At 72.3% G+C, this 20,746-nt stretch carries 18 protein-coding genes; 10 read left to right on the top strand and 8 right to left on the bottom strand.

Annotation, left to right across the window (positions count from 1 at the left end; all coding sequences use genetic code 11):
- Positions 1–97: 97 nt before the first annotated feature.
- Both scy and mce read right to left on the bottom strand, forming a co-directional pair.
- Positions 98–4,630, bottom strand: a complete 4,533-nt coding sequence (scy, locus tag ACIBG6_RS14820) for a polarized growth protein Scy (RefSeq protein WP_399223364.1) — start codon at positions 4,628–4,630, stop codon at positions 98–100.
- Positions 4,631–4,843: 213 nt separating this feature from the next.
- Positions 4,844–5,296: a methylmalonyl-CoA epimerase gene (gene mce, locus ACIBG6_RS14815; protein WP_024755277.1), complete on the bottom strand. Its 453-nt coding sequence runs from the start codon at positions 5,294–5,296 to the stop codon at positions 4,844–4,846.
- Positions 5,297–5,434: 138 nt separating this feature from the next.
- Here mce and ACIBG6_RS14810 point away from each other — a divergent pair, with 138 nt between their 5' ends.
- The gene (locus tag ACIBG6_RS14810) at positions 5,435–6,643 is read left to right on the top strand and encodes an acetyl-CoA C-acetyltransferase (protein ID WP_399222981.1); all 1,209 of its coding nucleotides are present in this window, start codon (positions 5,435–5,437) and stop codon (positions 6,641–6,643) included.
- A 24-nt stretch (positions 6,644–6,667) separates the two neighbouring features.
- Positions 6,668–7,624, top strand: a complete 957-nt coding sequence (gene meaB / locus ACIBG6_RS14805) for a methylmalonyl Co-A mutase-associated GTPase MeaB (RefSeq protein WP_399222980.1) — start codon at positions 6,668–6,670, stop codon at positions 7,622–7,624.
- A gap of 78 nt (positions 7,625–7,702) precedes the next feature.
- Here meaB and ACIBG6_RS14800 read toward each other — a convergent pair whose 3' ends face one another.
- The 4 genes from ACIBG6_RS14800 to ACIBG6_RS14785 form a co-directional block, all read right to left on the bottom strand.
- A complete protein-coding gene (locus ACIBG6_RS14800; RefSeq protein WP_399222979.1) occupies positions 7,703–8,179 on the bottom strand; it encodes a MarR family winged helix-turn-helix transcriptional regulator in 477 nt (158 codons plus the stop codon).
- A gap of 105 nt (positions 8,180–8,284) precedes the next feature.
- On the bottom strand, positions 8,285–9,070 hold the full coding sequence (locus ACIBG6_RS14795; protein ID WP_399222978.1) for an AIM24 family protein: 786 nt from the start codon (positions 9,068–9,070) through the stop codon (positions 8,285–8,287).
- A complete protein-coding gene (locus ACIBG6_RS14790; protein ID WP_399222977.1) occupies positions 9,067–9,717 on the bottom strand; it encodes an AIM24 family protein in 651 nt (216 codons plus the stop codon). The genes ACIBG6_RS14795 and ACIBG6_RS14790 overlap by 4 nt, the downstream gene beginning before the upstream one ends.
- Entirely contained in the window at positions 9,717–10,355 is a 639-nt protein-coding gene (locus tag ACIBG6_RS14785; RefSeq protein WP_399222976.1) for an AIM24 family protein, read from the bottom strand. Before ACIBG6_RS14785 ends, ACIBG6_RS14790 begins: the two co-directional genes overlap by 1 nt.
- A gap of 107 nt (positions 10,356–10,462) precedes the next feature.
- Here ACIBG6_RS14785 and ACIBG6_RS14780 point away from each other — a divergent pair, with 107 nt between their 5' ends.
- The 7 genes from ACIBG6_RS14780 to ACIBG6_RS14750 all read left to right on the top strand — a co-directional run bounded on the left by ACIBG6_RS14780 (position 10,463) and on the right by ACIBG6_RS14750 (position 17,213).
- Positions 10,463–10,807, top strand: a complete 345-nt coding sequence (locus ACIBG6_RS14780; RefSeq protein WP_399222975.1) for a DUF3817 domain-containing protein — start codon at positions 10,463–10,465, stop codon at positions 10,805–10,807.
- A complete protein-coding gene (locus tag ACIBG6_RS14775; RefSeq protein ID WP_382868101.1) occupies positions 10,804–11,097 on the top strand; it encodes an MTH1187 family thiamine-binding protein in 294 nt (97 codons plus the stop codon). The genes ACIBG6_RS14780 and ACIBG6_RS14775 overlap by 4 nt, the downstream gene beginning before the upstream one ends.
- A 154-nt stretch (positions 11,098–11,251) precedes the next feature.
- Positions 11,252–11,974 carry a hypothetical protein gene (locus ACIBG6_RS14770; protein WP_399222974.1) on the top strand — a complete coding sequence of 241 codons (723 nt, stop codon included), beginning with the start codon at positions 11,252–11,254 and terminating at the stop codon, positions 11,972–11,974.
- A 32-nt stretch (positions 11,975–12,006) separates the two neighbouring features.
- Entirely contained in the window at positions 12,007–12,666 is a 660-nt protein-coding gene (locus tag ACIBG6_RS14765) for a DUF4166 domain-containing protein (RefSeq protein ID WP_399223363.1), read from the top strand.
- On the top strand, positions 12,663–13,343 hold the full coding sequence (locus ACIBG6_RS14760) for a TetR/AcrR family transcriptional regulator (protein ID WP_399222972.1): 681 nt from the start codon (positions 12,663–12,665) through the stop codon (positions 13,341–13,343). Before ACIBG6_RS14765 ends, ACIBG6_RS14760 begins: the two co-directional genes overlap by 4 nt.
- 90 nt (positions 13,344–13,433) lie before the next feature.
- Positions 13,434–15,248 carry a glycosyltransferase family 2 protein gene (locus tag ACIBG6_RS14755; protein WP_399222971.1) on the top strand — a complete coding sequence of 605 codons (1,815 nt, stop codon included), beginning with the start codon at positions 13,434–13,436 and terminating at the stop codon, positions 15,246–15,248.
- Between the two features lie 3 nt (positions 15,249–15,251).
- The gene (locus ACIBG6_RS14750) at positions 15,252–17,213 is read left to right on the top strand and encodes a galactose oxidase-like domain-containing protein (RefSeq protein WP_399222970.1); all 1,962 of its coding nucleotides are present in this window, start codon (positions 15,252–15,254) and stop codon (positions 17,211–17,213) included.
- Between the two features lie 18 nt (positions 17,214–17,231).
- Here the strand turns inward: ACIBG6_RS14750 and ACIBG6_RS14745 are convergent, their stop codons facing one another.
- Positions 17,232–18,260, bottom strand: a complete 1,029-nt coding sequence (locus ACIBG6_RS14745; RefSeq protein WP_399223362.1) for a glycoside hydrolase family 6 protein — start codon at positions 18,258–18,260, stop codon at positions 17,232–17,234.
- A gap of 76 nt (positions 18,261–18,336) precedes the next feature.
- Complete coding sequence (locus ACIBG6_RS14740) at positions 18,337–19,329, bottom strand: DUF5937 family protein (RefSeq protein ID WP_399222969.1); 993 nt, start codon at positions 19,327–19,329, stop codon at positions 18,337–18,339.
- A 90-nt stretch (positions 19,330–19,419) separates the two neighbouring features.
- Here ACIBG6_RS14740 and ACIBG6_RS14735 point away from each other — a divergent pair, with 90 nt between their 5' ends.
- The gene (locus ACIBG6_RS14735) at positions 19,420–20,718 is read left to right on the top strand and encodes an MFS transporter (protein ID WP_399222967.1); all 1,299 of its coding nucleotides are present in this window, start codon (positions 19,420–19,422) and stop codon (positions 20,716–20,718) included.
- Positions 20,719–20,746 lie beyond the last annotated feature (28 nt).

Genomic DNA, 20,746 nt, shown 5'->3' with positions numbered 1-20,746 from the left:
AGACCGGTGAGGTGTTAGAGGGAATCCTAGGGGCCGAAGCGGCGTGTCATCGAGCGTATGCCCGTTTGATCTGGAGAATGTCCAGCCTTTTGAGTGGCTAGCCGTCCTGGGACTTGCCACTCGAACGAGTGGCCCCCGTCGATGCACCCGCCTTGAGCCCGTCCTTCGCCCCCGCCGACGGCGTCTCGAAAGACTCCAACGCCTCCAGCACGTCCTGGACACGGGAGATCTCGGCATTGATGTCCTCGCGTCGGCGCACGAGCACCTCCAGCTCCCGCTTGCCCTCCGCGACGGTCCTCTCGGCCTCGGCCTCCGCGTCGGCCCGCAGCTGCTCGGCCTCCGCCTTGATGCCCTCGGCCTCCGCGACGAGCGACGCCTTCTTCTGCTCGGCCTCCTTGAGGAGCGCCTCCGCCTTCCGCACCGCCGCGATACGGACCTTGCTCGCCTCGGAACTCGCCTCGGAGACGAGCTCCTTCGCCTTCTCCTCCGCCTCGGTGCGCTGCTCCGTGGCGGCCTTGACCAGCTTGTCGACGCGCTCGCCGGCCGTCTTCATCTGCTCGGCCGTCTCGCGCCGCGCCCGGTCGTGGAGTTCCTCGATCTCACCCTCGACGCGGCCCCGCAGCTCCTCGGACCGGTCCCTTATGGCCGTCGCGTCGCTGCGCGCCCCGACGAGCAGTTCGTCGGCGTCCGTACGGGCCTTCTCCACCAGCGAGTTGCCCTCGACGATCGCCTCGGCGACGATCCGCTCGGCCTCCTTGCGGGCCGCGCCGACCATGGTGTCCGCCTGCGTCTCGGCCTCGGTGGTGGCGCGCAGCGCCTCCTCCTGGGCCTTGGCGATGAGCTGGTCCGCCTGCTCGGCAGCGTCCGAACGCTTCCGCGCGCCGGCGTCCCGGGCCTCGTCCAGCGTCCGGTCCGCCTCCTCGCGGGCCTCCGACCGCATCTGCTCGGCCGCCGCCTCGGCGTCCGCCTTCACCTGCTTCGACTCCGCGCGGATCCGCTCGGCGTCCTGCCGCGCGGCGCCCACCGTCGCGGTCGCCTCGGCCTCCGCCTCGGCCTTGTGGCGCTCGGCCTCCGCGACGGTCCGGCCCGCCTGCTCGGCGGCCTCCGCCGCGACCCGCTCGGCGTCGGCGCGCGCGTCCGCCGTGACCGCGTCGGACAGCTCGCCCGCCTCACGGGTGATCCGCTCGGCCTCGCTCGTCGCCTCGGCGATGAGCGCGTCGGCCTGCTCGGCGGCGTCGGAGCGGCGCTTGTCGGCGGCCTTGCGGGCGTCGTCGAGGACCTGCTCGCCGTCGGCGAGGGCCGCCGTCCGCAGGGCCTGGGCGTGCGCCTCCCCGTCGATCTTGACCTGCTCGGCCTCGGCGCGGAGCCGCCGAGCGTCCCGCTCGGTCGTCTCCATGAGCTCGACCGCCTCGGCGGTGAGCCGCTCGGCCTCGCTCGTCGCCTCGGCGATGAGCGCGTCGGCCTGCTCGGCGGCGTCGGAGCGGCGCTTGTCGGCGGCCCTGCGGGCGTCGTCGAGGACCTGCTCGCCGTCCGCGAGGGCCGCCGTCCGCAGCGCCTCCGCGTGCGCCTCCCCGTCGGCCTTGACCTGCTCGGCCTCGGTACGGAGCCGCCGCGCGTCCTGCTCGGTGCTCTCCAGGAGTTCGGCGGCCTCGGTGGTGAGCCGCTCGGCCTCCGCCGTCGCCTCGGCGGTGACGCGCGCGGCCTCCGCGAGTGCCTCGGCGGTGAGCCGCTCGGCCTCGCTCGTCGCCTCGCCCACGAGGGTGTCGGCCTGCTCGGCGGCGTCGGAGCGCCGCTTGTCGGCGGCCTTGCGGGCGGCGTCGAGGACCTGCTCGGCCTCGGCGCCGATCCGGTCCGCCTCCGCGCGCGCCTCGCCGACCACCGTCTCGGCCTTCTCGGCGGCCTCCGAACGGATCCGGTTCGCGTCGTCCCGGGCGTCCGCCCGCGTACGGGCCGCGTCCTGCTCCGCCGAGGCGAGCGAGTCCGTCACCTCGGTCCGTACCCGCTGCGCGTACTCCGCGGTGTCCGACCGCAGCTTCTCCGACTCGGCGATCGCGTCCCCGACCGTCCGCTCGGCCAGCGCCTTCGCGGCGTCCGACTCCTCCTGGGCGCGCGCCCGGGTGCGGGAGGCGTCCTCGGACGCCCGCTCCCGCTCCTCGTACGCGTCGGTCCGGACCCGGTCCGCCTCCTCCTGCGCCTCGGTGCGCGTCCGCTCGGCCGCGTGCTCGGCGGCGCTGCGCAGTCCGGCGATCTCCTCCTCGGCCTGCTCGCGCAGCCCGGCCACCGAGTCCCGCACCTCCTGGGCGGCTCGCGAGGCGGCGGTGACCATCTCGGTCGCCCGCGCGTCCGCCTCCTCGACCAGGCGCTGCGCCTCGGTCTGGGCGTCCTCGACGCGCTTGCGGGCGGCGGCGAGGAGCTCCTCGGACTGCTCGCGGGCGTGCTCGCGCTCGCGGCCGGCCTCGGAGCGGGCCGACTCCAGCGTCTCCTCGGCCTCGCGGCGGCGCCGGTTGGCCTCCTCCTGCGCGGCGGCCAGTGCCTCGGCGGCCTCGGCGGCGACCCGCTCGGCGGCGGCCGCGGCCTCCGCCCGCACCCGGTCGGCGGTCTCCTGCGCCTCCGACTTCAGGCGCTCGGCCTCCTCGCCGGCCTCCGTGCGGAGCCGTACCGCGGCGTTCTCGGCGTCGGCGCGGGCGGTGGAGGCGTCGGCCGACGCCTCGGTCCGCAGCCGCTCGGCCTCCTGCTCGGCCTGCTCCTGGAGCGTACGGATGCGCTCGGCGGCCTCCGTGCGGAGCCGCTCCGTCTCCTCGGCGGTCTCGCGCCGGATCCGCTCGCTCTCGGCGCGGGCGTCGGTCAGCTCCTGCCCGGCCGCCGCCACCTTCGACTCGGCGTCGGTGTGCAGCCGGGTCAGCTCCTCGGCGGCCTCGGCGCGGCGGGCCTCGGCGGCCCGCTCGGCGTCCGCGCGCAGCCCGGCGGCGGCCGCCTCGGCGGCGTCCTTGACCGCCTCGGCCTGCTCCTCGGACTCGGCGCGCAGCCGCTCGGCCTCGGCGCGGGTGCGCTCCAGGGTCTCCTCGGCCTGCGCGCGGAGCGTCTGGGCGCGCTCCACGGCCTCCGACTTGACCCGCTCGCTCTCGGCGCCGGCCTTGGTGCGGAGCTCCTCGGCGTCCGTACGGGCCTTGGTGAGCAGCTCCTCGGCGGTGCCGGCCGCCTCCTCGATCTGCTGGAGGGCCTCGCGGCGGGCCTCGCCGCGGATCCGCTCGCCCTCCGCGACGGCCTCGGCGCGCAGCTGCTCGGCCTCGCCGCGCAGCCGGCGGGCCTCCTCCTGGAGCTCGACCGTCTTGGCGCGGTACTCCTTGGTGTCGTCCTTCGCCGAACCGAGCAGCTCGTCGGCCTGCTCCTCGACCCGGGCCCGCAGCCGGTCCATCTCGGCCTCGGCCTCGCGGCGGACCCGCTCGGCTTCCTCGGCGGCCTTGCGGGTGGTCTCGCGGGCGTCCTCGGACGCCTTGGTGAGGATCTCCTCGGCGTTGCGCGCGGCCTTGGCGAGCGCGGCGGCGGAGTCCTCGGCCACGGCCGTACGGGCCTTCTCCGAGGCCTCCGTGACGAGCTGCTCGGCCTCGGCGGTCGCCTCGCGGAGCTTCTCCTCGGCCTCGGCCTTGAGGGCCTCGGCGTCCTTGGTGGCCTCGCCGACCAGCCGGGCGATCTCCGCCTTGGCCGTGCGGGTGCGCTGTTCGTTGACGGACTCCGCGGAGGCGAGCTGCTTGGCGGCGGCGTCCTTGGCCTCCGTGAGGGCCTTCTCGGCCTCGGCGCGGGCCAGCCGGAGCTTCTCCTCGGCCTCCTGCATGCGCTGCTCGGCGGCGCGGGACAGCTCGGTGGCCTGGCGGCGGGCCTGGTCCGTCTCGGCGGTGGTCGTCGAGCGGAGCTGCTCGGCGTGGCTCGTGGCCTCCTGGGCCTGGCTGGAGGCGGCGCCGAGGAGTCGCTCGGCGTCCTTGCGGGCGCGCAGCAGGATCGCTTCGGCCTCGGCGCGCGCGGCCTCGGCCTCGCTGCCGACGCGCCGGCTGGTCTCCTCGGCGAGCCGGGTGGCCTCGGCGCGGGCCGCGGCGAGCGACTGCTCGGCCTCGGCGCGGGACTCCTCCATGAGGCGGCGGGCCTGGGACTCCGTACGGGCGCGCAGCTGCTCGGCCCAGGCGACGTTCTCATTGACGTGCGCCTCGACGGTCTGCCGGCGCTCGTTGAGCTCCTGGTCCAGCTGTTGGCGGCGCTGGACCGCTTCGTTGTGCAGCTCGGCCTGGAGCCGGGACTGGTGCTCGGCGTGCTCCTGGAGGATGCGCTGCGTCTGGGCGCGGGCCTCGCGCAGCTCGCGCTCGGCGTCCTGACGGAGCTGCTCGGCCTGCGCCTGCGCGTTGCGCAGCAGCTGCTCGGCCTGGTATCCGATGTCCGCGCTGTCGTACGCGGGCCGGGACGCGATGGTGCGGCGCGCCTCGTGGAGCTTGGCACGCAAGACCTCGACCTGGTAACCGAGGTCCTCGGCGTGCTGGACGGCCTTCTCCCGCTCGGTCTTCAGCCGGTCCATCTCGGCTTCGAACCGGGCGAGATGGTCGTCTTCAGCTCGGTGGCTCTCCTGGCGTTCGTAGCCCCGCACTGCGCGGTCCATCCTTCCCCGAGCTCTCCGAGCAGGGGAGACCCCAACCCTGTCCGCAACTCCAACGAGCACCGTCCTCACCGACTGAGGACGGATCCCGGGGAATCGTGGCAGATCGGACGACCCCGACATCCCGACTTCGGTGCCACGTGGAGCAGCCCCGACCGGCCCCGGCCCGGAGCCGCCCACTCTACCGGGCCAGGAATCCGGAGGTCAGTGCTCCGCTGAGGAGTGGTCAGCGGACGGCTTCGCCGAGGTGACCAGTTCCGTGAGGACGCCGTGGCAGTCCTTGGGGTGCAGGAAGGTGATGCGGGAGCCCATCGAGCCGATGCGCGGCTCGTCGTAGAGGACGCGGACGCCCTTCTCGCGGATGTCGGCGGCGTCGCCGTCGACGTCCGCGGTGCCGAAGGCGATGTGGTGCACGCCCTCGCCGTTCTTGGCGAGCCACTTGCCCACCGCCGAGTCCTCCCGGGTCGGCTCCAGGAGCTGGAGGTAGGAGGCGCCGCCGTCCGAGGTCTCGTTGATCTTGAGCATGGCCTCGCGGACGCCCTGCTCCTCGTTGACCTCGGTGTGGAACACCTCGAATCCGTACGTCGCACGGTAGAACTCGACAGTCTTGTCGAGGTCGAAACAGGCGATCCCGATGTGGTCGATTCGCGTCAGCATGCCCCCTAGTCCATCGCCAGGAGGGCGGTTACGCAACGTGCGCGCGATCACACCGGCTGGCCGGTGACCGGGCAGCGCGCGCCTCAGTACATTGGCGGTAAACCCTCGTTCACTCCTCATCCCTAGGGGCCGTGCCTCATGTCTGGAACGACCGGTACCACCTCAGTGATCGTCGCGGGCGCCCGCACGCCCATGGGTCGCCTCCTCGGCTCGCTCAAGTCCTTCTCGGGCGCGGACCTCGGCGGCTTCGCGATCAAGGCCGCCCTCGACCGTGCGGGCATCGGCGGCGACCAGGTGCAGTACGTGATCATGGGCCAGGTGCTCCAGGCGGGCGCCGGGCAGATCCCCGCACGCCAGGCCGCCGTCAAGGCCGGCATTCCGATGAACGTCCCGGCCCTCACCATCAACAAGGTGTGCCTGTCGGGTCTCGACGCGATCGCGCTCGCCGACCAGCTGATCCGCGCGGGTGAGTTCGACATCGTCGTCGCCGGCGGCCAGGAGTCGATGACCAACGCCCCGCACCTGCTGCCGAAGTCCCGCGAGGGCTTCAAGTACGGCGCGATCGAGATGCTCGACGCGATGGCGTACGACGGTCTCACCGACGCCTTCGAGAACATCGCCATGGGCGAGTCCACGGAGAAGCACAACACCCGCCTGGGCATCAAGCGCCCCGAGCAGGACGAGATCGCCGCCCTCTCGCACCAGCGTGCCGCCGCCGCGCAGAAGAACGGCATCTTCGAAGCCGAGATCACCCCGGTGGAGATCCCGCAGCGCAAGGGCGAGCCGGTCGTCTTCTCCAAGGACGAGGGCATCCGCGCCGAGACCACCGCCGAGTCCCTCGGCAAGCTCCGCCCGGCCTTCGCGAAGGACGGCACCATCACCGCCGGCACCTCCTCGCAGATCTCCGACGGCGCCGCCGCCGTGGTCGTGATGAGCAAGGCCAAGGCCGAGGAGCTGGGCCTGGACTGGATCGCCGAGATCGGCGCCCACGGCAACGTGGCCGGCCCGGACAACTCGCTCCAGTCGCAGCCGTCCAACGCGATCCGGCACGCCCTGAAGAAGGAGGGCCTGACCGCCGAGAACCTCGACCTCATCGAGATCAACGAGGCCTTCGCCGCGGTCGCCGTCCAGTCAATGAAGGACCTCGGCGTTACCCCCGAGAAGGTGAACGTCAACGGCGGCGCCATCGCCCTTGGCCACCCCATCGGCATGTCCGGCGCCCGTGTGGTGCTGCACCTCGCCCTGGAGCTCAAGCGGCGCGGCGGCGGCGTCGGCGCGGCGGCCCTCTGCGGCGGCGGCGGCCAGGGCGACGCGCTGATCATCCGCGTCCCCGGCAACGGCAAGTAGTCCCGCACCTAAGGAGCAGCGCACATGGTGGACGTCCCCGAACTCGTCGCCCAGGCCCGTGAGGGCAGGCCGCGGGCCGTGGCACGGCTGATCTCGCTCGTGGAGGGGGCGTCCCCCCAGCTCCGCGAGGTGATGGCGGCGCTCGCGCCGCTGACGGGCGGCGCCTACGTGGTGGGTCTGACGGGCTCGCCCGGCGTCGGCAAGTCCACGTCGACCTCCGCGCTCGTCTCCGCGTACCGGAAGGCGGGCAAGCGGGTCGGCGTCCTGGCCGTCGACCCGTCCTCCCCGTTCAGCGGGGGAGCGCTGCTGGGCGACCGGGTCCGGATGTCCGAGCACGCCTCCGACCCGGGCGTCTACATCCGCTCCATGGCCACCCGCGGCCACCTGGGCGGTCTCGCCTGGTCGGCGCCGCAGGCCATCCGCGTCCTGGACGCGGCGGGCTGCGAGGTGATCCTCGTGGAGACGGTCGGCGTCGGCCAGTCCGAGGTCGAGATCGCCTCGCAGGCCGACACCTCGGTCGTCCTCCTCGCGCCGGGCATGGGCGACGGGATCCAGGCCGCGAAGGCGGGCATCCTGGAGATCGGCGACCTGTACGTGGTGAACAAGGCCGACCGGGACGGCGCGGACGCCACCGCCCGGGAGCTCAACCACATGCTGGGCCTGGGCGAGGCGCGGTCCGCCGGTGACTGGCGGCCGCCGATCGTCAAGACGGTCGCGGCGCGCGGCGAGGGCATCGACGAGGTCGTGGAGGCCCTGGAGAAGCACCGCGCGTGGATGGAGGAGCACGGGGTGCTGGCGGACCGCCGCCGGTCCCGTGCCGCCCGCGAGGTCGAGACCATCACCATCACGGCCCTGCGCGAGCGCATCGGCGACCTGCACGGCGACCGGCGCCTGGACGCGCTGGCCGAGCGGATCACCGCGGGCGAGCTCGACCCGTACGCGGCCTCCGACGAGCTGGTCGCGAGCCTGACGGGCAACTGAGTCCCCGTACGCGAGAGGGCCTCCCCGGAGTCGGATCCGGGGAGGCCCTTTCGTACGCGTGTATGTCAGGTGTGTCGGTTACGGCTTGCCGCGGCGCCCGCGCAGCTGCTCCGCGATCGGCCTCAGGGACTCGTGGAGGTCACCGAGGGCCTCGGAGCCCATCTGGTCGATGAAGTGCCTGCGCACCGAATCGACGTGGTGCGGGGCGACCTTGCGCATGGTCTCCATGCCGTCGTCCGTGAGGACGGCGTACAGCCCGCGCCGGTCGGACTCGCAGTTCTCGCGCCGTACGAGTCCGGCGTTCTCCATCCGGGTGATCTGGTGGGAGAGCCGGCTCTTCGACTGGAGGGTGGCCGTGGCGAGGTCGCTCATGCGCAGCCGACGGTCCGCCGACTCCGAGAGGTTCACCAGGATCTCGTAGTCGTTCATCGTCAGGCCGAAGGGCTGGAGATCCCTCTCCAGCTGGTGCATCAACATCCTGTTGACGTCCAGGAACGTGCGCCACGCGCACTGCTCGCCGTCGGTGAGCCACGGGGTGGCCGTCTCGGTCTCCATATATGGATTCTACCTAAGAAGTTGAATACTTGACGATGTCTGGGTGTGTGACGCGGCGCGCACCGGCGCAGACGTTCGAGGGCGTCACACTCCGCAGACTACCGCTCACAGCCCGAAGCGCCGCTGGAGGTCGCCGAGCTGGCCGGGAAGGCGCGGTACCGAGCCCGGTACGGCCTGGCCGGAACCGTGCGCTCCGTGCCCGCCCGGCACGCCCGCCTGCGCGGGCGGTCCGCCGATCGCCCGGTCCGGCATGAGCAGCTCCGTCGACTGGAGCAGGACCGTGCCCGCACCGACGAACTCGAACTGGTGCTCCTCGCCCGAGGTGCCGCCGATCCCCGTCAGGGCCCGTACGCCGCCCATCACGCCCGTCATGTAGCCGTGGTCGTAGTGGTGGCACGGCGAGGGACAGTCCGCCCAGCCGACCAGCGCCTGCGGGTCCACCCGCATCGGCGGCTCCATGAAGACCACCGGGCCGTTCGACGCGGCCACGAACTTGCCCGTACCGATCAGCGTCACGAAGCCCGGCACGATCGACTGCTTCAGCGCCAGCGTGGGCTGATAGGCGAGGAGGTTGCCCGAACGGATCGTCAGGTTGCCCTGGTCCAGGTCGAACGAGTTCACGTCGAAGGCCCGGTCCGCGAGCAGCATCTTGCCGCTGCCCTCCGCGACCACCCAGTCGCTCGCGTGCAGCGGCGAATGGAACGACGTACGGACCAGCCGGTCGAGCCGCCCGTGCCCGATGCCGTTGAACTCGATCCGCCCGTAGTAGGCGATCATCTTGCCCTTCTGCAGGAACCACTGGGAGCCCTTGAGCTCCACGCAGAAGGTGTACGCGTTCACGTTGTCGTCCGACGGAAGCGTCGTCGGGTCGTGGATCACCGGGGTGCTCACAGCTTCTCCTCCGAGGCCTGGACGTACACCGCGCCGCTGCCGCTCAGCTCCAGCTGGAACGCCTCGCCCGAGCCGCGCCCCACCATGTCGCGCCAGCCCAGCGCCGTGGAGAGCTTGTTCCGTACGTCGCCGTGGTGCGCCACGTACGCCTGCGGGTCCACGTGGACCGGGCGGCCCGGGGCGATGGGCAGCTCGATGACCCCGCCGTGCGCCATGACGGCCACCGAGCCGTGGCCCTTGAGGGTGGTGGTGAAGAGGCCCTGGCCGGTCACCTGGCCGCGGACCATGCCCATGACCCCGCCCTGCGAACCCATGAACATCGTGCCCTGCTCCAGCGTGCCGTCGAAGGCGAGGAGCCGGTCGGCCTCGACGTACAGGGTGTCGCCCGTCAGCCCGATCACCTGGATGTGGTGGCCGCCGTGCCCGAACATCACCGTGCCGTTGCCCTCGACGCTCATCAGCGGCGTCGCCTCGCCGGCCGCGCGGCGGCCGATCATCGACATCACGCCGCCCTGACCGCCCGCCATGTTCGGCGTGAAAGTGACGTCGCCGCGGTACGCGAGCATCGCCCCGCGCTGACTGAACATCCGCTGCCCGGGGATGACGGTCGCCTCGACCATCTTCGCGTTGATCTCGCGGAACGGCATCAGACGTCGCCCCCGATCGTGTTCCGCTCGCTCGGCTGGACGTACACGAGGCCGTCCCCCTCGAAGCGGATCTGGAAGGCCTCGCCGCCGCCCTCGCCCATGAGGGTGCGGAAGGTCACACCGGACTGGAAGTGCTGCTGGAGGTCGCCCTGGTGGGCGATGTACGCGCCGGGGTCGACCTGGAGCGGGTACTGCGGGGTCACCCGCAGCACGACCGCCGGGCCGTCGGACATGATCGCCGCCTGCCCGGTGCCCTCGACGGTCGTCGTGAAGAGACCGTTGCCCGTCGCGCCGCCGCGCATCCCCGTGAAGGTGGTGCCGGTGCGCAGCCCCGCGTCGGTGCAGAGCAGATTGCTCGCCTCGACCCAGAGCTTCTCGCCGTGCAGGGACACGAGGTTGATCTCGGAGGCCCGGTCGGCGAACCAGCAGGTGCCTTGCCCGCGCACCTCCATCATCTCCATCTGCTCACCCGTGAGCCGGCGGGTGACCATGCCGCGCAGGCCCTCACCGCCACCGCTCATCTTCTTGAACGCCATCTGGCCGTCGTAGGCGACCATAGAGCCGTTCTTCGCCTTGACGGAGTCGCCGGTCACGGAGACCGCGAGCACCTTGCTGCCTTGGAGTCGGAACGTTGCCACCCGCTGAAGGTACTGGGGACCCGGATAAAGAGACAGCAAAGTCGGCGTGCACAATGAACGGGCCCTTGTGCATCCGTTCACAAGATCGAACGAAGGTGACCCCCTCCGTGGACATCAAGACTGCTTCCTCCCTCCACCGGCTCCGGCTCGTCTCCGCGCCGGAGGCCGTCTCGTTCCTGCTTCTGCTCGTCTGCTCGGTGCTCAAGCGGACGACGGACTTCAACGCGGTGCCGGTCATGGGCGCGGTCCACGGCGTGCTGTTCATCCTGTACGTCCTCTTCTGGCTGGACGCCTGGAACCGCACCAAGTGGAGCTTCGGCACCGCCGCGCTCTACTTCGTCCTCTCGGTGCTGCCCTTCGGCGGCTTCTACGCCGAGCGGAAGCTGAAGCGCGAGGCCACCGACGCGGTCGCCGCCTCCCGCACCGGCGCCGGGGACGCGGTGAAGGCGTGATCGTCGCGTTCTCGGTGACTCCCCTGGGTGTGGGGGAGGAGGTCGGCGAATACGTCGCCGACGCCGTCCGGGTCGTCCGCGAGTCCGGGCTTCCGAACCGCACCGACGCCATGTTCACCTCGATCGAGGGCGAGTGGGACGAGGTGATGGACGTCGTGAAGCGCGCCGTCGCCGCCGTCGAGGCCCGCGCGCCGCGCGTCTCGGTCGTCATGAAGGCCGACATCCGGCCCGGCGTGACGGACGGTCTGACCTCGAAGGTCGACACGGTGGAGCGCCACCTCGGCGCCTGACGCCGAAGCGAGACAGTCGAGACCCCCGGTCCTGGTCCAGGGCCGGGGGTTTCTTGTCGTCACCCGGTTGAGCGAGTGCTCAAAATCGGCTACCTTCACTCGCGGGCAGTTTTGAGCGGTTGCTCAAGATGCCGGATGAGCAGGGAGAACAGCGATGGGTCTCTACATCGAGACGCGGGTGCGCGCGGACCTGGAGACGCTCTGGGAGCGCACGCAGGAACCCGGCCGCCACCAGCGCTGGGACCTGAGGTTCACGGAGATCTCCTACCTCCCGCGCGCCGAGGGCGAGCCGCAGCACTTCCGGTACGCGACCCGAGTCCTGCCCTTCCTGGCCGTCGCCGGCACCGGTGTCTCCGCGGGGGAGCGCCACCGGGCCGGCGGCGACCGGGTCTCCGCCCTCCGCTTCTCCTCGCCGCACCCGCTCTCGCTCCTCGCCGAGGGCAGCGGCTACTGGCGCTACGTCCCCACGCCCGACGGCGTCCGCTTCCTCACCGGCTACGACTACCGGCCCCGCTGGGGCCGTCCCGGCCGCGTCGCCGACCGGCTCGTCTTCCGGCCCCTCATGGGCTGGGCCACCGCCTGGTCCTTCGACCGGCTGCGGCTCTGGTGCGAGCGGGGCATCACCCCGGAGCGCTCCCGCAACCGCTGGCTGCGCGAAGTCACCGTCCGGATCCTGCTCGTGGCCGTGCCGTGCGCGGTCGCCTCCCTGCCGCTCGGCGCGCTGTCGCTCGCCGCCGTGCCGCTCACCGTTCTCGGGCTCGCCGCCGCCACCCTCGTACCGCCCTCGCCCCTCACCCCCGCGGCCCGGCGCTGTCTGCGCACCCCGCCCGCCCGCAGCCGGGAGCCCCGACTCCTCGCCACCCTGGAGCAGCCGTGACCGCGAGCCACCCTTCGATCTTCCGCACCGTCATGGGGGACGCCGCCTTCGAGCGGCTCCACCCGGAGCTCCAGCGGCGCTTCTCGGTGGGGCTCGCGAGCGGGGAGCTGTGCGTCGGACGGGGCGTCATGGACCGGATCTGGCACGGCAGGGCCTTCGTGAAGCCGTTCCTCGCGGTCGGCGGACTCCGCAACATCCTGCTGCCCCGCACCGGCCGGGACGTCCCCTTCGTCATCGAGAACGTGCCGTACGCCGACTCGTACGGACGCGAGACCGTCACCTTCGTCCGGACCTTCGCCCTGCCCGGCGGCCCCCGGCGCTTCGACGCCACCATGGTCCACAGCCCCGAGCGGGACTGCGTCCTCGACTACCTCGGCACGCACCAGCACCTCGCCAGCGATCTGCGCCCGACCGCCGAACCCGACGGCTCGCTCCTCATCACCTCCGGCGAACACCGCTTCCGCGAAGGCCCGTTGGACGTGCGCGTCCCCGAGCTTCTCGGCGCCCGGGCCGAGGTCCGCGAGTCCTTCGACGAGCGCACCGGCCGCTTCCGTATCGATGTCCGGGTGGTGAACCGGTACGTCGGCCCGCTCTTCGGGTACGAGGGGTCCTTCACCGCCGAGTACGCCGACGTAGGCTCCCTCGGGGTGCGCGCGGGGCTGCGCCCGGTGCGCGAGGAGGTACGGGCGTGAGCGGGAAGGCTGTCGTCGCGGTGAAAGGCCAGGACGCCCGGAGTCAGGAGACCCGGGACAAGCTGCTCGAAGGCGCCCTGCGCACCCTCGTCGAACAGGGCATCGCCAAGGCCTCCGCGCGGGCGATCGCGACCACCGCCGGAGTCAACCAGGCCTTGGTCTTCTACCACTTCGGCTCCGTCGACGAGCTGCTCGCCGCCGCCTGCCGGCACGGCGCGGAACTGCGGGTCGCCCGCCACCGCGAGCGGCTCCGCTCCGTCGGCAGCCTCTCCGAGCTGCTCGCCTTCGGGCGCGAGATGCACGCCGAGGAGCGGGACGCCGGGCACGTCGCCGTCCTCGGCCAGCTGCTCGCCGGGGCCCAGACGCAGCCCCGGCTCGCCCCGGCCACCGCCGCCGGGCTCGACCTGTGGGTCGCCGAGATCGAGCAGGTCCTCGTCCGGGTCCTCGCCGGGACCCCGCTCGCCGAGTTCACCGACCCCGCCGGGCTCGCCCGCGCGGTCGCCGCCTCCTTCGTCGGCCTCGAACTCTACGAGGGCGTCGACCCGGTCGGCGCGGAGGCCGCGCTCACCGCCCTGGAGCAGCTCGGCGCCCTGATGGCCGCCGTCGAGGAGCTGAACCCGGTCGCCCGGAAGGCCGTCACGTACACACTGCGTCGACAGGGAGGGCGCAGCCGGTAAGGACGCCCACTCGGACTACTCCAGTCGACACGCCGAACGATGTCCCCTTTCGTTGGGGTATCGACCAGTTCGACGACAGCTGGAGGCACCGTGCGGCAGGGAGGCTACGACTACGACACCTACAGCCGACTCGCCGGTCCGCTCACGGAACCGGACCCGGCGGCGTACACGGTGCAGTACCGGAGTCTGCTCGCGAAGGAGCCGCACCGAATACGGGCCGTCCTGCTCATGTGCCTCGCGCCGCTCCTGTCGGCGCTGCTCCTCGCCTATCTCGTCTGGCCGAGCCACTGGACCGTCCGCGAGGGCGGCGATCGCTGGCTTGTCCACCTCGACACCGTGATGCTCGTGTCGATCGGCCTCATCTGCTTCTTCATGCTGGTGAACGTCGCGTCGATCGCCCACGCCACCATGGTCGCCCGCGACCCGATACCCGTCCGTGCCGAGCCGGGCACCCGCGTCGCCTTCCTCACCACGTACGTCCCGGGCAAGGAACCGCTCTCCATGGTCCGCGGCACCCTCGAAGGCGCCGTCCGGCTGCGGCACGACGGGCCGCTGGACGTCTGGCTCCTCGACGAGGGGGACTCCGCCGAGGCCAAGGCGCTCTGCGCCGAGCTCGGCGTACGCCACTTCACCCGCGCCGGCGTCCCCGAGTGGAACCGGCCGAAGGGCGTGCACAAGGCGAAGACCAAGCACGGCAACTACAACGCCTGGCTCGCCATGCACGGAGACGCCTACGACGTCTTCGCCTCCGTCGACACCGACCACGTCCCGCTCCCCGACTTCCTGGAGCGGATGCTCGGCTACTTCCGCGACCCCGACATCGCCTTCGTCGTCGGACCGCAGGTGTACGGCAACTACACCAACATCGTCACCAAGGCCGCCGAGTCGCAGCAGTTCCTCTTCCACGCCCTCATCCAGCGCGCCGGGAACCGGTACCGCGCGCCCATGTTCGTCGGCACGAACAACGTCGTCCGGATCTCCGCCCTCAAGCAGATCGGCGGCCTGTACGACTCCATCACCGAGGACATGGCCACCGGCTTCGAACTGCACCGCAGGAAGAACCCGGGCACCGGCCGCTTCTGGCGCTCCGTCTACACCCCCGACGTGCTCGCCGTCGGCGAGGGCCCCGCCTCCTGGACCGACTTCTTCGCGCAGCAGCTGCGCTGGTCCCGGGGCACGTACGAGACGCTCGTCAAGCAGTTCTGGAAGGCGCCCTTCCGTACTCCGCCGGGCCGCTTCCTCAACTACACGCTGATGCTCGTCTACTACCCGATGACGGCCGTCAACTGGTTCGTGGGCATCCTCAGCGGCGTCCTCTACCTCTGGTTCGGCGCCTCCGGCACCCAGGTCTCCACCTCGGTGTGGCTGATGATCTACAGCGACGCCGTCGCCCTCCAGATCGGGCTCTACCTCTGGAACCGGCGGCACAACGTCTCGCCCCACGAACCCGAGGGCTCCGGCGGCCTCGCCGGCATGGCGATGTCCGCGCTCTCCGCGCCCATCTACCTCAAGTCCCTCGGCTCCGCGGTGCTGCGCACCCGCGGCCGTTTCGTCGTGACCCCCAAGGGCGGCGAGGCCAGCCCCGACCGGATCGCCACCTTCCGTATCCACCTCTTCTGGGCGGCGATCCTCATCGCCTCGCTCGTGGCCTCCGTCCACTACGGCCACACCCACGCGGCCATGCGCACCTGGGCGTCCCTCGCGCTCGTCATCGCCCTGGCCCCGGTCACCCTCTGGGCGTGGACGACGGTACGGGCCCGGCGTATGCAGCGCGTCCGGGACCGCGCGCGGGCCCGTGCCCGCAGCCGCGGCCTCGCCGACGCCCGCGAAGCGGTCACGGTCCTCCCGCCCGCCGTCCCGCCCACCCCGGCCGCACCGGCTCCGACGACGACCGGAGGGAATTGACCCATGGCCCACCGGCCGTCGAAGAAGTTCAAGAAGACCCTGCTCGGCAGCGGGGCCGTCGTGCTTCTCGCCGCGCTCAACGCCCCCGCCGCCGTCTCCTTCGCGGAGGAGAAGTACCACGCGTACAAGATCGCCCAGCCCGGCTACAAGAAGCAGTTCGGCTCCTGGGCGGAGGTGGACGTCCCCGCCGAGTACCGCATCAACGCCATCCACGCGGCCCTCCTGCACACCGGGAAGGTGCTGCTGATCGCCGGCTCGGGCAACGACCAGAAGAACTTCGACGCGGGGACCTTCGAGACCATCCTCTGGGACCCGGCGAAGAACACCTTCAAGAAGATCCCCACCCCGGTGGACTTCTTCTGCTCCGGCCACACGCAGCTCGCCGACGGGCGGCTCCTCGTCGCCGGCGGCACCGCCCGCTACGAGGTCCTCGAAGAGGGGGTGGAGAAGGCCGGCGGCGGCATGCGGGTCAAGAACGAGAGCCCCGACAAGGCGGTCACCCTCAAGAAGGGCACCGTCTTCCGCTCCCCGTCCGGGATCGAGTACCTCTCCACGTTCGACGTCACCGTCCCCAAGGCCAAGCGCGAGTTCGAGATCTCGTACTCCAAGAGCGGCCAGATGAAGCCGTGGAAGACCAAGGTGACGGCGGCGGAGGCGCGGGTCTTCGTCGAGGCGCGGAAGGCGGGCCCGCAGGCCCTCACCACCGAGGCCGCGCAGTACGAGGTCGTCGGCCTCAAGGGCGAGGCGGCCGACGACGTCTACGGGCTCGCGCAGAAGCTCACCACCGAGAAGCAGGACTTCCAGGGCATCAAGGGCGCCTACGAGTTCGACCCCCGGGCCGAGAAGTACATCCCGGTGGCCCCCATGAAGGACGCCCGCTGGTACCCCACCCTCCTCACCCTCGACGACGGCAGGGTCCTCGCCGTCTCCGGGCTCAACGACGTCGGCGACGTCGTCCCCGGCGACAACGAGATCTACGACCCGAAGACCAAGAAGTGGTCCGAGGGCCCCTTCCGCTACTTCCCCACCTACCCCTCCCTCTTCCTCACCCAGGGCGGCAAGGTCCTCTACACCGGCTCCAACGCCGGCTACGGCCCCGCCGAGAAGGGCCGCGAACCCGGCCTGTGGGACCTGAAGAAGAACTCCTTCACCAGGCTCGGCGGACTCACCGACCCCGACCAGCTGGAGACCTCCGCCTCCCTGATGCTGCCGCCCGCCCAGCACCAGAAGGTCATGGTCCTCGGCGGCGGCGGGGTCGGCGAGTCCCCGAAGTCCACCGCCCGCACCTCGATCGTCGACCTCTCCAAGGACAGCCCCGTCTTCACCGACGGGCCCGCGCTCCCGCAGGGCACCCGCTACCTCAGCAGCGTCCTGCTCCCCGACGACACCGTCTTCACCAGCGGCGGATCCGAGCAGTACCGGGGCCGCAGCGGCAGCGACATCCTCAAGGCGCAGTTCTACGACCCGAAGGCCAACGCCTTCACCGAGGCCGCGGAACCCACCGTCGGCCGCAACTACCACTCCGAGGCGCTGCTGCTCCCCGACGGCCGGGTGGCGACCTTCGGCTCCGACCCGCTCTTCGACGACGAGGACAACACCAAGCTCGGTACGTTCGAGCAGCGCATCGAGGTCTTCACCCCGCCCTACCTCCACCAGGCGGGCACGGACCGGCCCGCCCTGGGGGAGGGCCCGCAGGAGCTCGACCAGAACGGCCGCGTCACCTTCAGGGCCGCCGACGCCGGGCGGATCGTCGAGGCCCGGCTGATGCGGCCCAGCGCAGTCACCCACACGACGGACGTCGAACAGCGCTCGGTGGAGGTCGGCCTGACGAAGGCGCAGGACGGGAAGACGGTCACCGTCGACGTACCGCAGGACCGCACGCTCGTGCCGCCCGGCTGGTACATGCTCTTCGTGACGGACGCGGACGGCATCCCGAGCGAGGCGAAGTGGATCCAGGTGGAGTGAGCGCACCCTCCGGGGTGGCTAGGTCTTCGCCCTCCTGGCGAGGCCCAGGGCGTACTCCGGCCACCACGTCCCGGCGGCCGGTCCGCCCCGGCACTGACCGTCCGAGTCGCCGGGGCGCTTGATCCACAGATAGGCGTCGACCAGCTCGTCCCCGGTCCGGTCCGTCGGCGGTACGCCGAGGGCCCGGCCCGGCGGATTGCACCAGGCCTCCGCCCGGTCACCCGGGAGGGGGCCGACGCCGTTGCGGCTGGTGTCCACCGTGAAGTGGGCGCCGCCGAGCAGCCCCGACAGCGTCGAGCCGAAGCCCTTCACCGTGTCGTTCGTCTGGAAGTTGGAGACGTTGAGCGAGAAGCCGTCGGCGCGGGCGACGCCCGCCCGGCGCAGCGGCTCCACCAGCTTGCCCGGGTCGTCGATCCACGCCGGGTTCCCCGCGTCCAGGTAGACCCGGGTGCGCGGCTGCCGCTTGAGCCGCTCGATCGCCTCGGCGAGCAGCCCGTAGCGCTCGTCGTGGTACTGCGCCGGTGTGCAGCCGTCCACGAGGTGCGGCACCGCGTCCGGCTCCAGGACGACGATCGCGGGGGAGTCGCCGATCGCGGAGGCGAAGGAGTCCACCCAGTTCCGGTAGGCCCGCGCGTCGTGCGAGCCGCCCGCCGAGTACATCCCGCAGTCGCGGTGGGGGATGTTGTACGCGACGAAGACCGGGGTCCGGCCCTCGGCCGCCGCGCCCCTGACCGCGCGCGTGACCTCGGGGACGGGGTCGTCCCCGGCCGGCCAGTCCGCGACCGGCCGCTCCGCGATCCGCTTCAGGATCTCGGCGTCCTCGGTCCTGCCCTGCGCCTCGTACGTCCTGACCTGCTTCGCCGCGTCGCTCTCCGGGTCGACCCAGAAGGGCGAACCGGCGGAGGGGGCCGGCGCCTCGCCCGAGGCCTCACCGGCCGCGGAGGGCGGGCCGACCGGAGTCTTCGGGCGCTCGTCCCCGGAGCATCCGGTCAGGAGCAGCGCGGAGACGAGGGTCAGGGCGGCGGCGGTGACGGTGCGGCGGGACATCCGGCCCCCAGGGTCGGGTACGGCGGGGCGTATGGGCACGGGGATCAGGACAATCGGCGCCATCGTCACATGACGGTCAGTCGGTTCCGGGCTGCGACACCGCGATCCCGAGCGGCGTCCGCTCGTACAGCACCTGGTGGCCGTAGCGCCGGGAGGCGAGCAGCCCCGCGTCCCGCAGCACTGACAAGTGCGAGGAGACGGAGGAGGGCGCGAGGCCCAGCCGGTGCGCGAGCGCCGTCGTCCCCGTCGGCTCGTCCAGGGCGCACAGGACGTCCGCCCGGGCACGGCCGAGCAGCCGGGCCAGCACCTCGGGCGTACGCTCCCGGGGCTCGGCCCACAGCCCGCCGATCCCGCGCGCCGGATACGCCACGGTCGGCTGCCACGGCGGATCGAAGCCGCTCACCACATCGGGCCAGGTGAAGACCGACGGCATGAGGACGAGGCCCTGCCCGTCCAGCGGACGGTCGTGCTCCCCTGCGTAGGCGACCTGGAGGGTGGCGGTCTCGGCGGCCCAGGCGAAGGCCGGGTGCAGCTCGCCCAGGAGCCGTTCCAGCCCGCCCTCCGCGAGCCGGCGCGAGTGGTACGCCACGTCCGCCTCCAGGAGCGCCCGCAGCCGGGGCCACTCGGGAGCGATCAGCGTGTCCCAGGCCGCCTCCAGGAGGACGGTCAGCCGCCGCACTCCGTCGGCCGGATCGGCGAGCAGCCGCCGGCCCTCCGCCGTATCGGCCGCCCCCGGGGTCTCGGCGAGCGCCCGCTCGAAGTCGACGCGCGCGAGGGCCGGGTCGGTCTCCCGTACCGCGGCGATCTCCTCGTCGAAGGTGGCGACGGGCCCGATCGGCGGCGGGTAGAGGAAGTCCGGGCTGTGCCCGCGGAGCGGCATGAGGAGCTGGAGCGGCCCGAGGTCGAGATCCCGCGCGGCGCCCGCGATCCGCCGCATCCACGGCAGGTGGTAGCTCTGCTTCCCGGGCCGCGCGAGGACCCGCACGGCGGAGTGCGTCTCCCAGAGCGGCGAGATCGCGAACCGGATCCGCAAGGGGTCGGCCTCGCCGAAGCGCAGGTGGTACGGCACGGGGACCTCTACCTCCGCTCGCCGGACCCGGAACATTCGTGTGGAGCCGAAAGTCTAGGGCGGGGCGCCGGTCGGCGGCACGCTGCGACCATGCCGAAGCCCGCCTCCCAGGGCACGCCGGTGCCCGTCACCCCTGTGCCCGTCACCCCTGCGTCCGCCACCTCCGTGCCCGCCACGCCCGTGCCCGCCGCCCCCATCGACCGCCCCGGGTACCGGGCCGTGTTCCGGGTGCGGGAGTTCCGGTTCGTCTTCGTGGCGCACCTCTTCTCGCTCCTCGGGGTCGTCGTCAGCGAGCTGGCCCTCACCGTGCTCGTCTACGACCTCACCCGCTCCCCGCTCCTCTCCTCCCTCACCTTCGCCCTCGGTTTCCTCCCCTACCTCCTCGGCGGCACCCTCCTCGCCGGTCTCACCGACCGCCTCCCGCCCCGCCGGATCCTCGTCGTCTGCGACCTCGTCTGCGCCGCCTGCGTCGCCGTGATGGTCGTCCCCGCGACCCCCGTCGCCGTCCTGCTCGCCCTGCGCTGCGCCATCGCCGTCGTCTCGCCGGTCTTCAACGGCACCCGGATGGCGACCCTCGCCGACATCCTCGGCGAGGGCGACCTCTTCGTCCTCGGCCGCTCCCTCCTGCGGATCGTCTCGCAGAGCGCCCTCCTCACCGGCTTCGCCGTCGGCGGCGTCCTCCTCACCGTCGTCCCGCCGCGCGGCGCCCTCGCGGTCACCGCCGTCACCTTCCTCGTCTCGGCGCTGGTGCTGCGCCTCGGCACCGCCCGCCGCCCCGCCCGCGCCGCCGCGTCCGCCGGCAGCGGGCTCTCCGGCACCTGGGCCGTCCTGCGGAACCGGCGCGTGCGTGCCCTGATGCTGATGTTCTGGGTGCCGCCGCTCTTCGCCGTCGTACCGGAGGCGCTCGCCGCCCCCTACGCCGACGAGATCGGCGTCTCCACCGCAGCCCTCGGTCTGCTGATGTGCGCGCTGCCGGTCGGCACGATCGCCGGCGAGCTGTTCGCCGGTTCGTTCCTCTCCGCCGCGACCCGCTCCCGGATCGTGCTCCCGCTCGCGGTGACGGGCGTCCTCCCGTATCTCCTGTACGCCCCCGAGCCCGGCGTCGCCCTCGCGGTCGTCGCGCTCTTCCTGGCGGGCGCCACCGGCGCGTACACCCTCGGTCTCGACGCCTGGTTCGTCGTCGCCGTCCCCGAGGAGCAGCGGGGGAGGGCCATGACCCTGATGACGGCGGGCATGATGACCGTCCAGGGGATCGGCATGGCGGGCGCCGGGATCGCGGCCGAGTTCGTCCCCGTGCACACGGTCGTCGCGGGCACGGGCGTCGTCGGCACGCTCTGCCTCCTCGCCGCGGCGGCGGAGCTCAAGGCCTCCGGGGCGACCGAGAAATGAGACGGGGCTGACCGCCCAGTGGCCCATG

Origin of the sequence: Streptomyces sp. NPDC050842, assembly GCF_044456565.1 — a bacterium.
Classification (GTDB): domain Bacteria; phylum Actinomycetota; class Actinomycetes; order Streptomycetales; family Streptomycetaceae; genus Streptomyces.
Note: the sequence above shows the minus strand (reverse complement) of the source record. Positions and strands in the feature narration are given on the sequence as shown.

What these genes read in the sequence shown, in the direction of transcription:
- mce (WP_024755277.1), bottom strand. Translation starts at nt 5,296, where the DNA reads ATGCTGACGCGAATCGACCACATCGGGATCGCCTGTTTCGACCTCGAC.
- ACIBG6_RS14810 (WP_399222981.1), top strand. Translation starts at nt 5,435, where the DNA reads ATGTCTGGAACGACCGGTACCACCTCAGTGATCGTCGCGGGCGCCCGC.
- meaB (WP_399222980.1), top strand. Translation starts at nt 6,668, where the DNA reads ATGGTGGACGTCCCCGAACTCGTCGCCCAGGCCCGTGAGGGCAGGCCG.
- ACIBG6_RS14800 (WP_399222979.1), bottom strand. Translation starts at nt 8,179, where the DNA reads ATGGAGACCGAGACGGCCACCCCGTGGCTCACCGACGGCGAGCAGTGC.
- ACIBG6_RS14790 (WP_399222977.1), bottom strand. Translation starts at nt 9,717, where the DNA reads ATGCCGTTCCGCGAGATCAACGCGAAGATGGTCGAGGCGACCGTCATC.
- ACIBG6_RS14770 (WP_399222974.1), top strand. Translation starts at nt 11,252, where the DNA reads ATGGGTCTCTACATCGAGACGCGGGTGCGCGCGGACCTGGAGACGCTC.
- ACIBG6_RS14765 (WP_399223363.1), top strand. Translation starts at nt 12,007, where the DNA reads ATGGGGGACGCCGCCTTCGAGCGGCTCCACCCGGAGCTCCAGCGGCGC.
- ACIBG6_RS14750 (WP_399222970.1), top strand. Translation starts at nt 15,252, where the DNA reads ATGGCCCACCGGCCGTCGAAGAAGTTCAAGAAGACCCTGCTCGGCAGC.
- ACIBG6_RS14745 (WP_399223362.1), bottom strand. Translation starts at nt 18,260, where the DNA reads ATGTCCCGCCGCACCGTCACCGCCGCCGCCCTGACCCTCGTCTCCGCG.
- ACIBG6_RS14735 (WP_399222967.1), top strand. Translation starts at nt 19,420, where the DNA reads ATGCCGAAGCCCGCCTCCCAGGGCACGCCGGTGCCCGTCACCCCTGTG.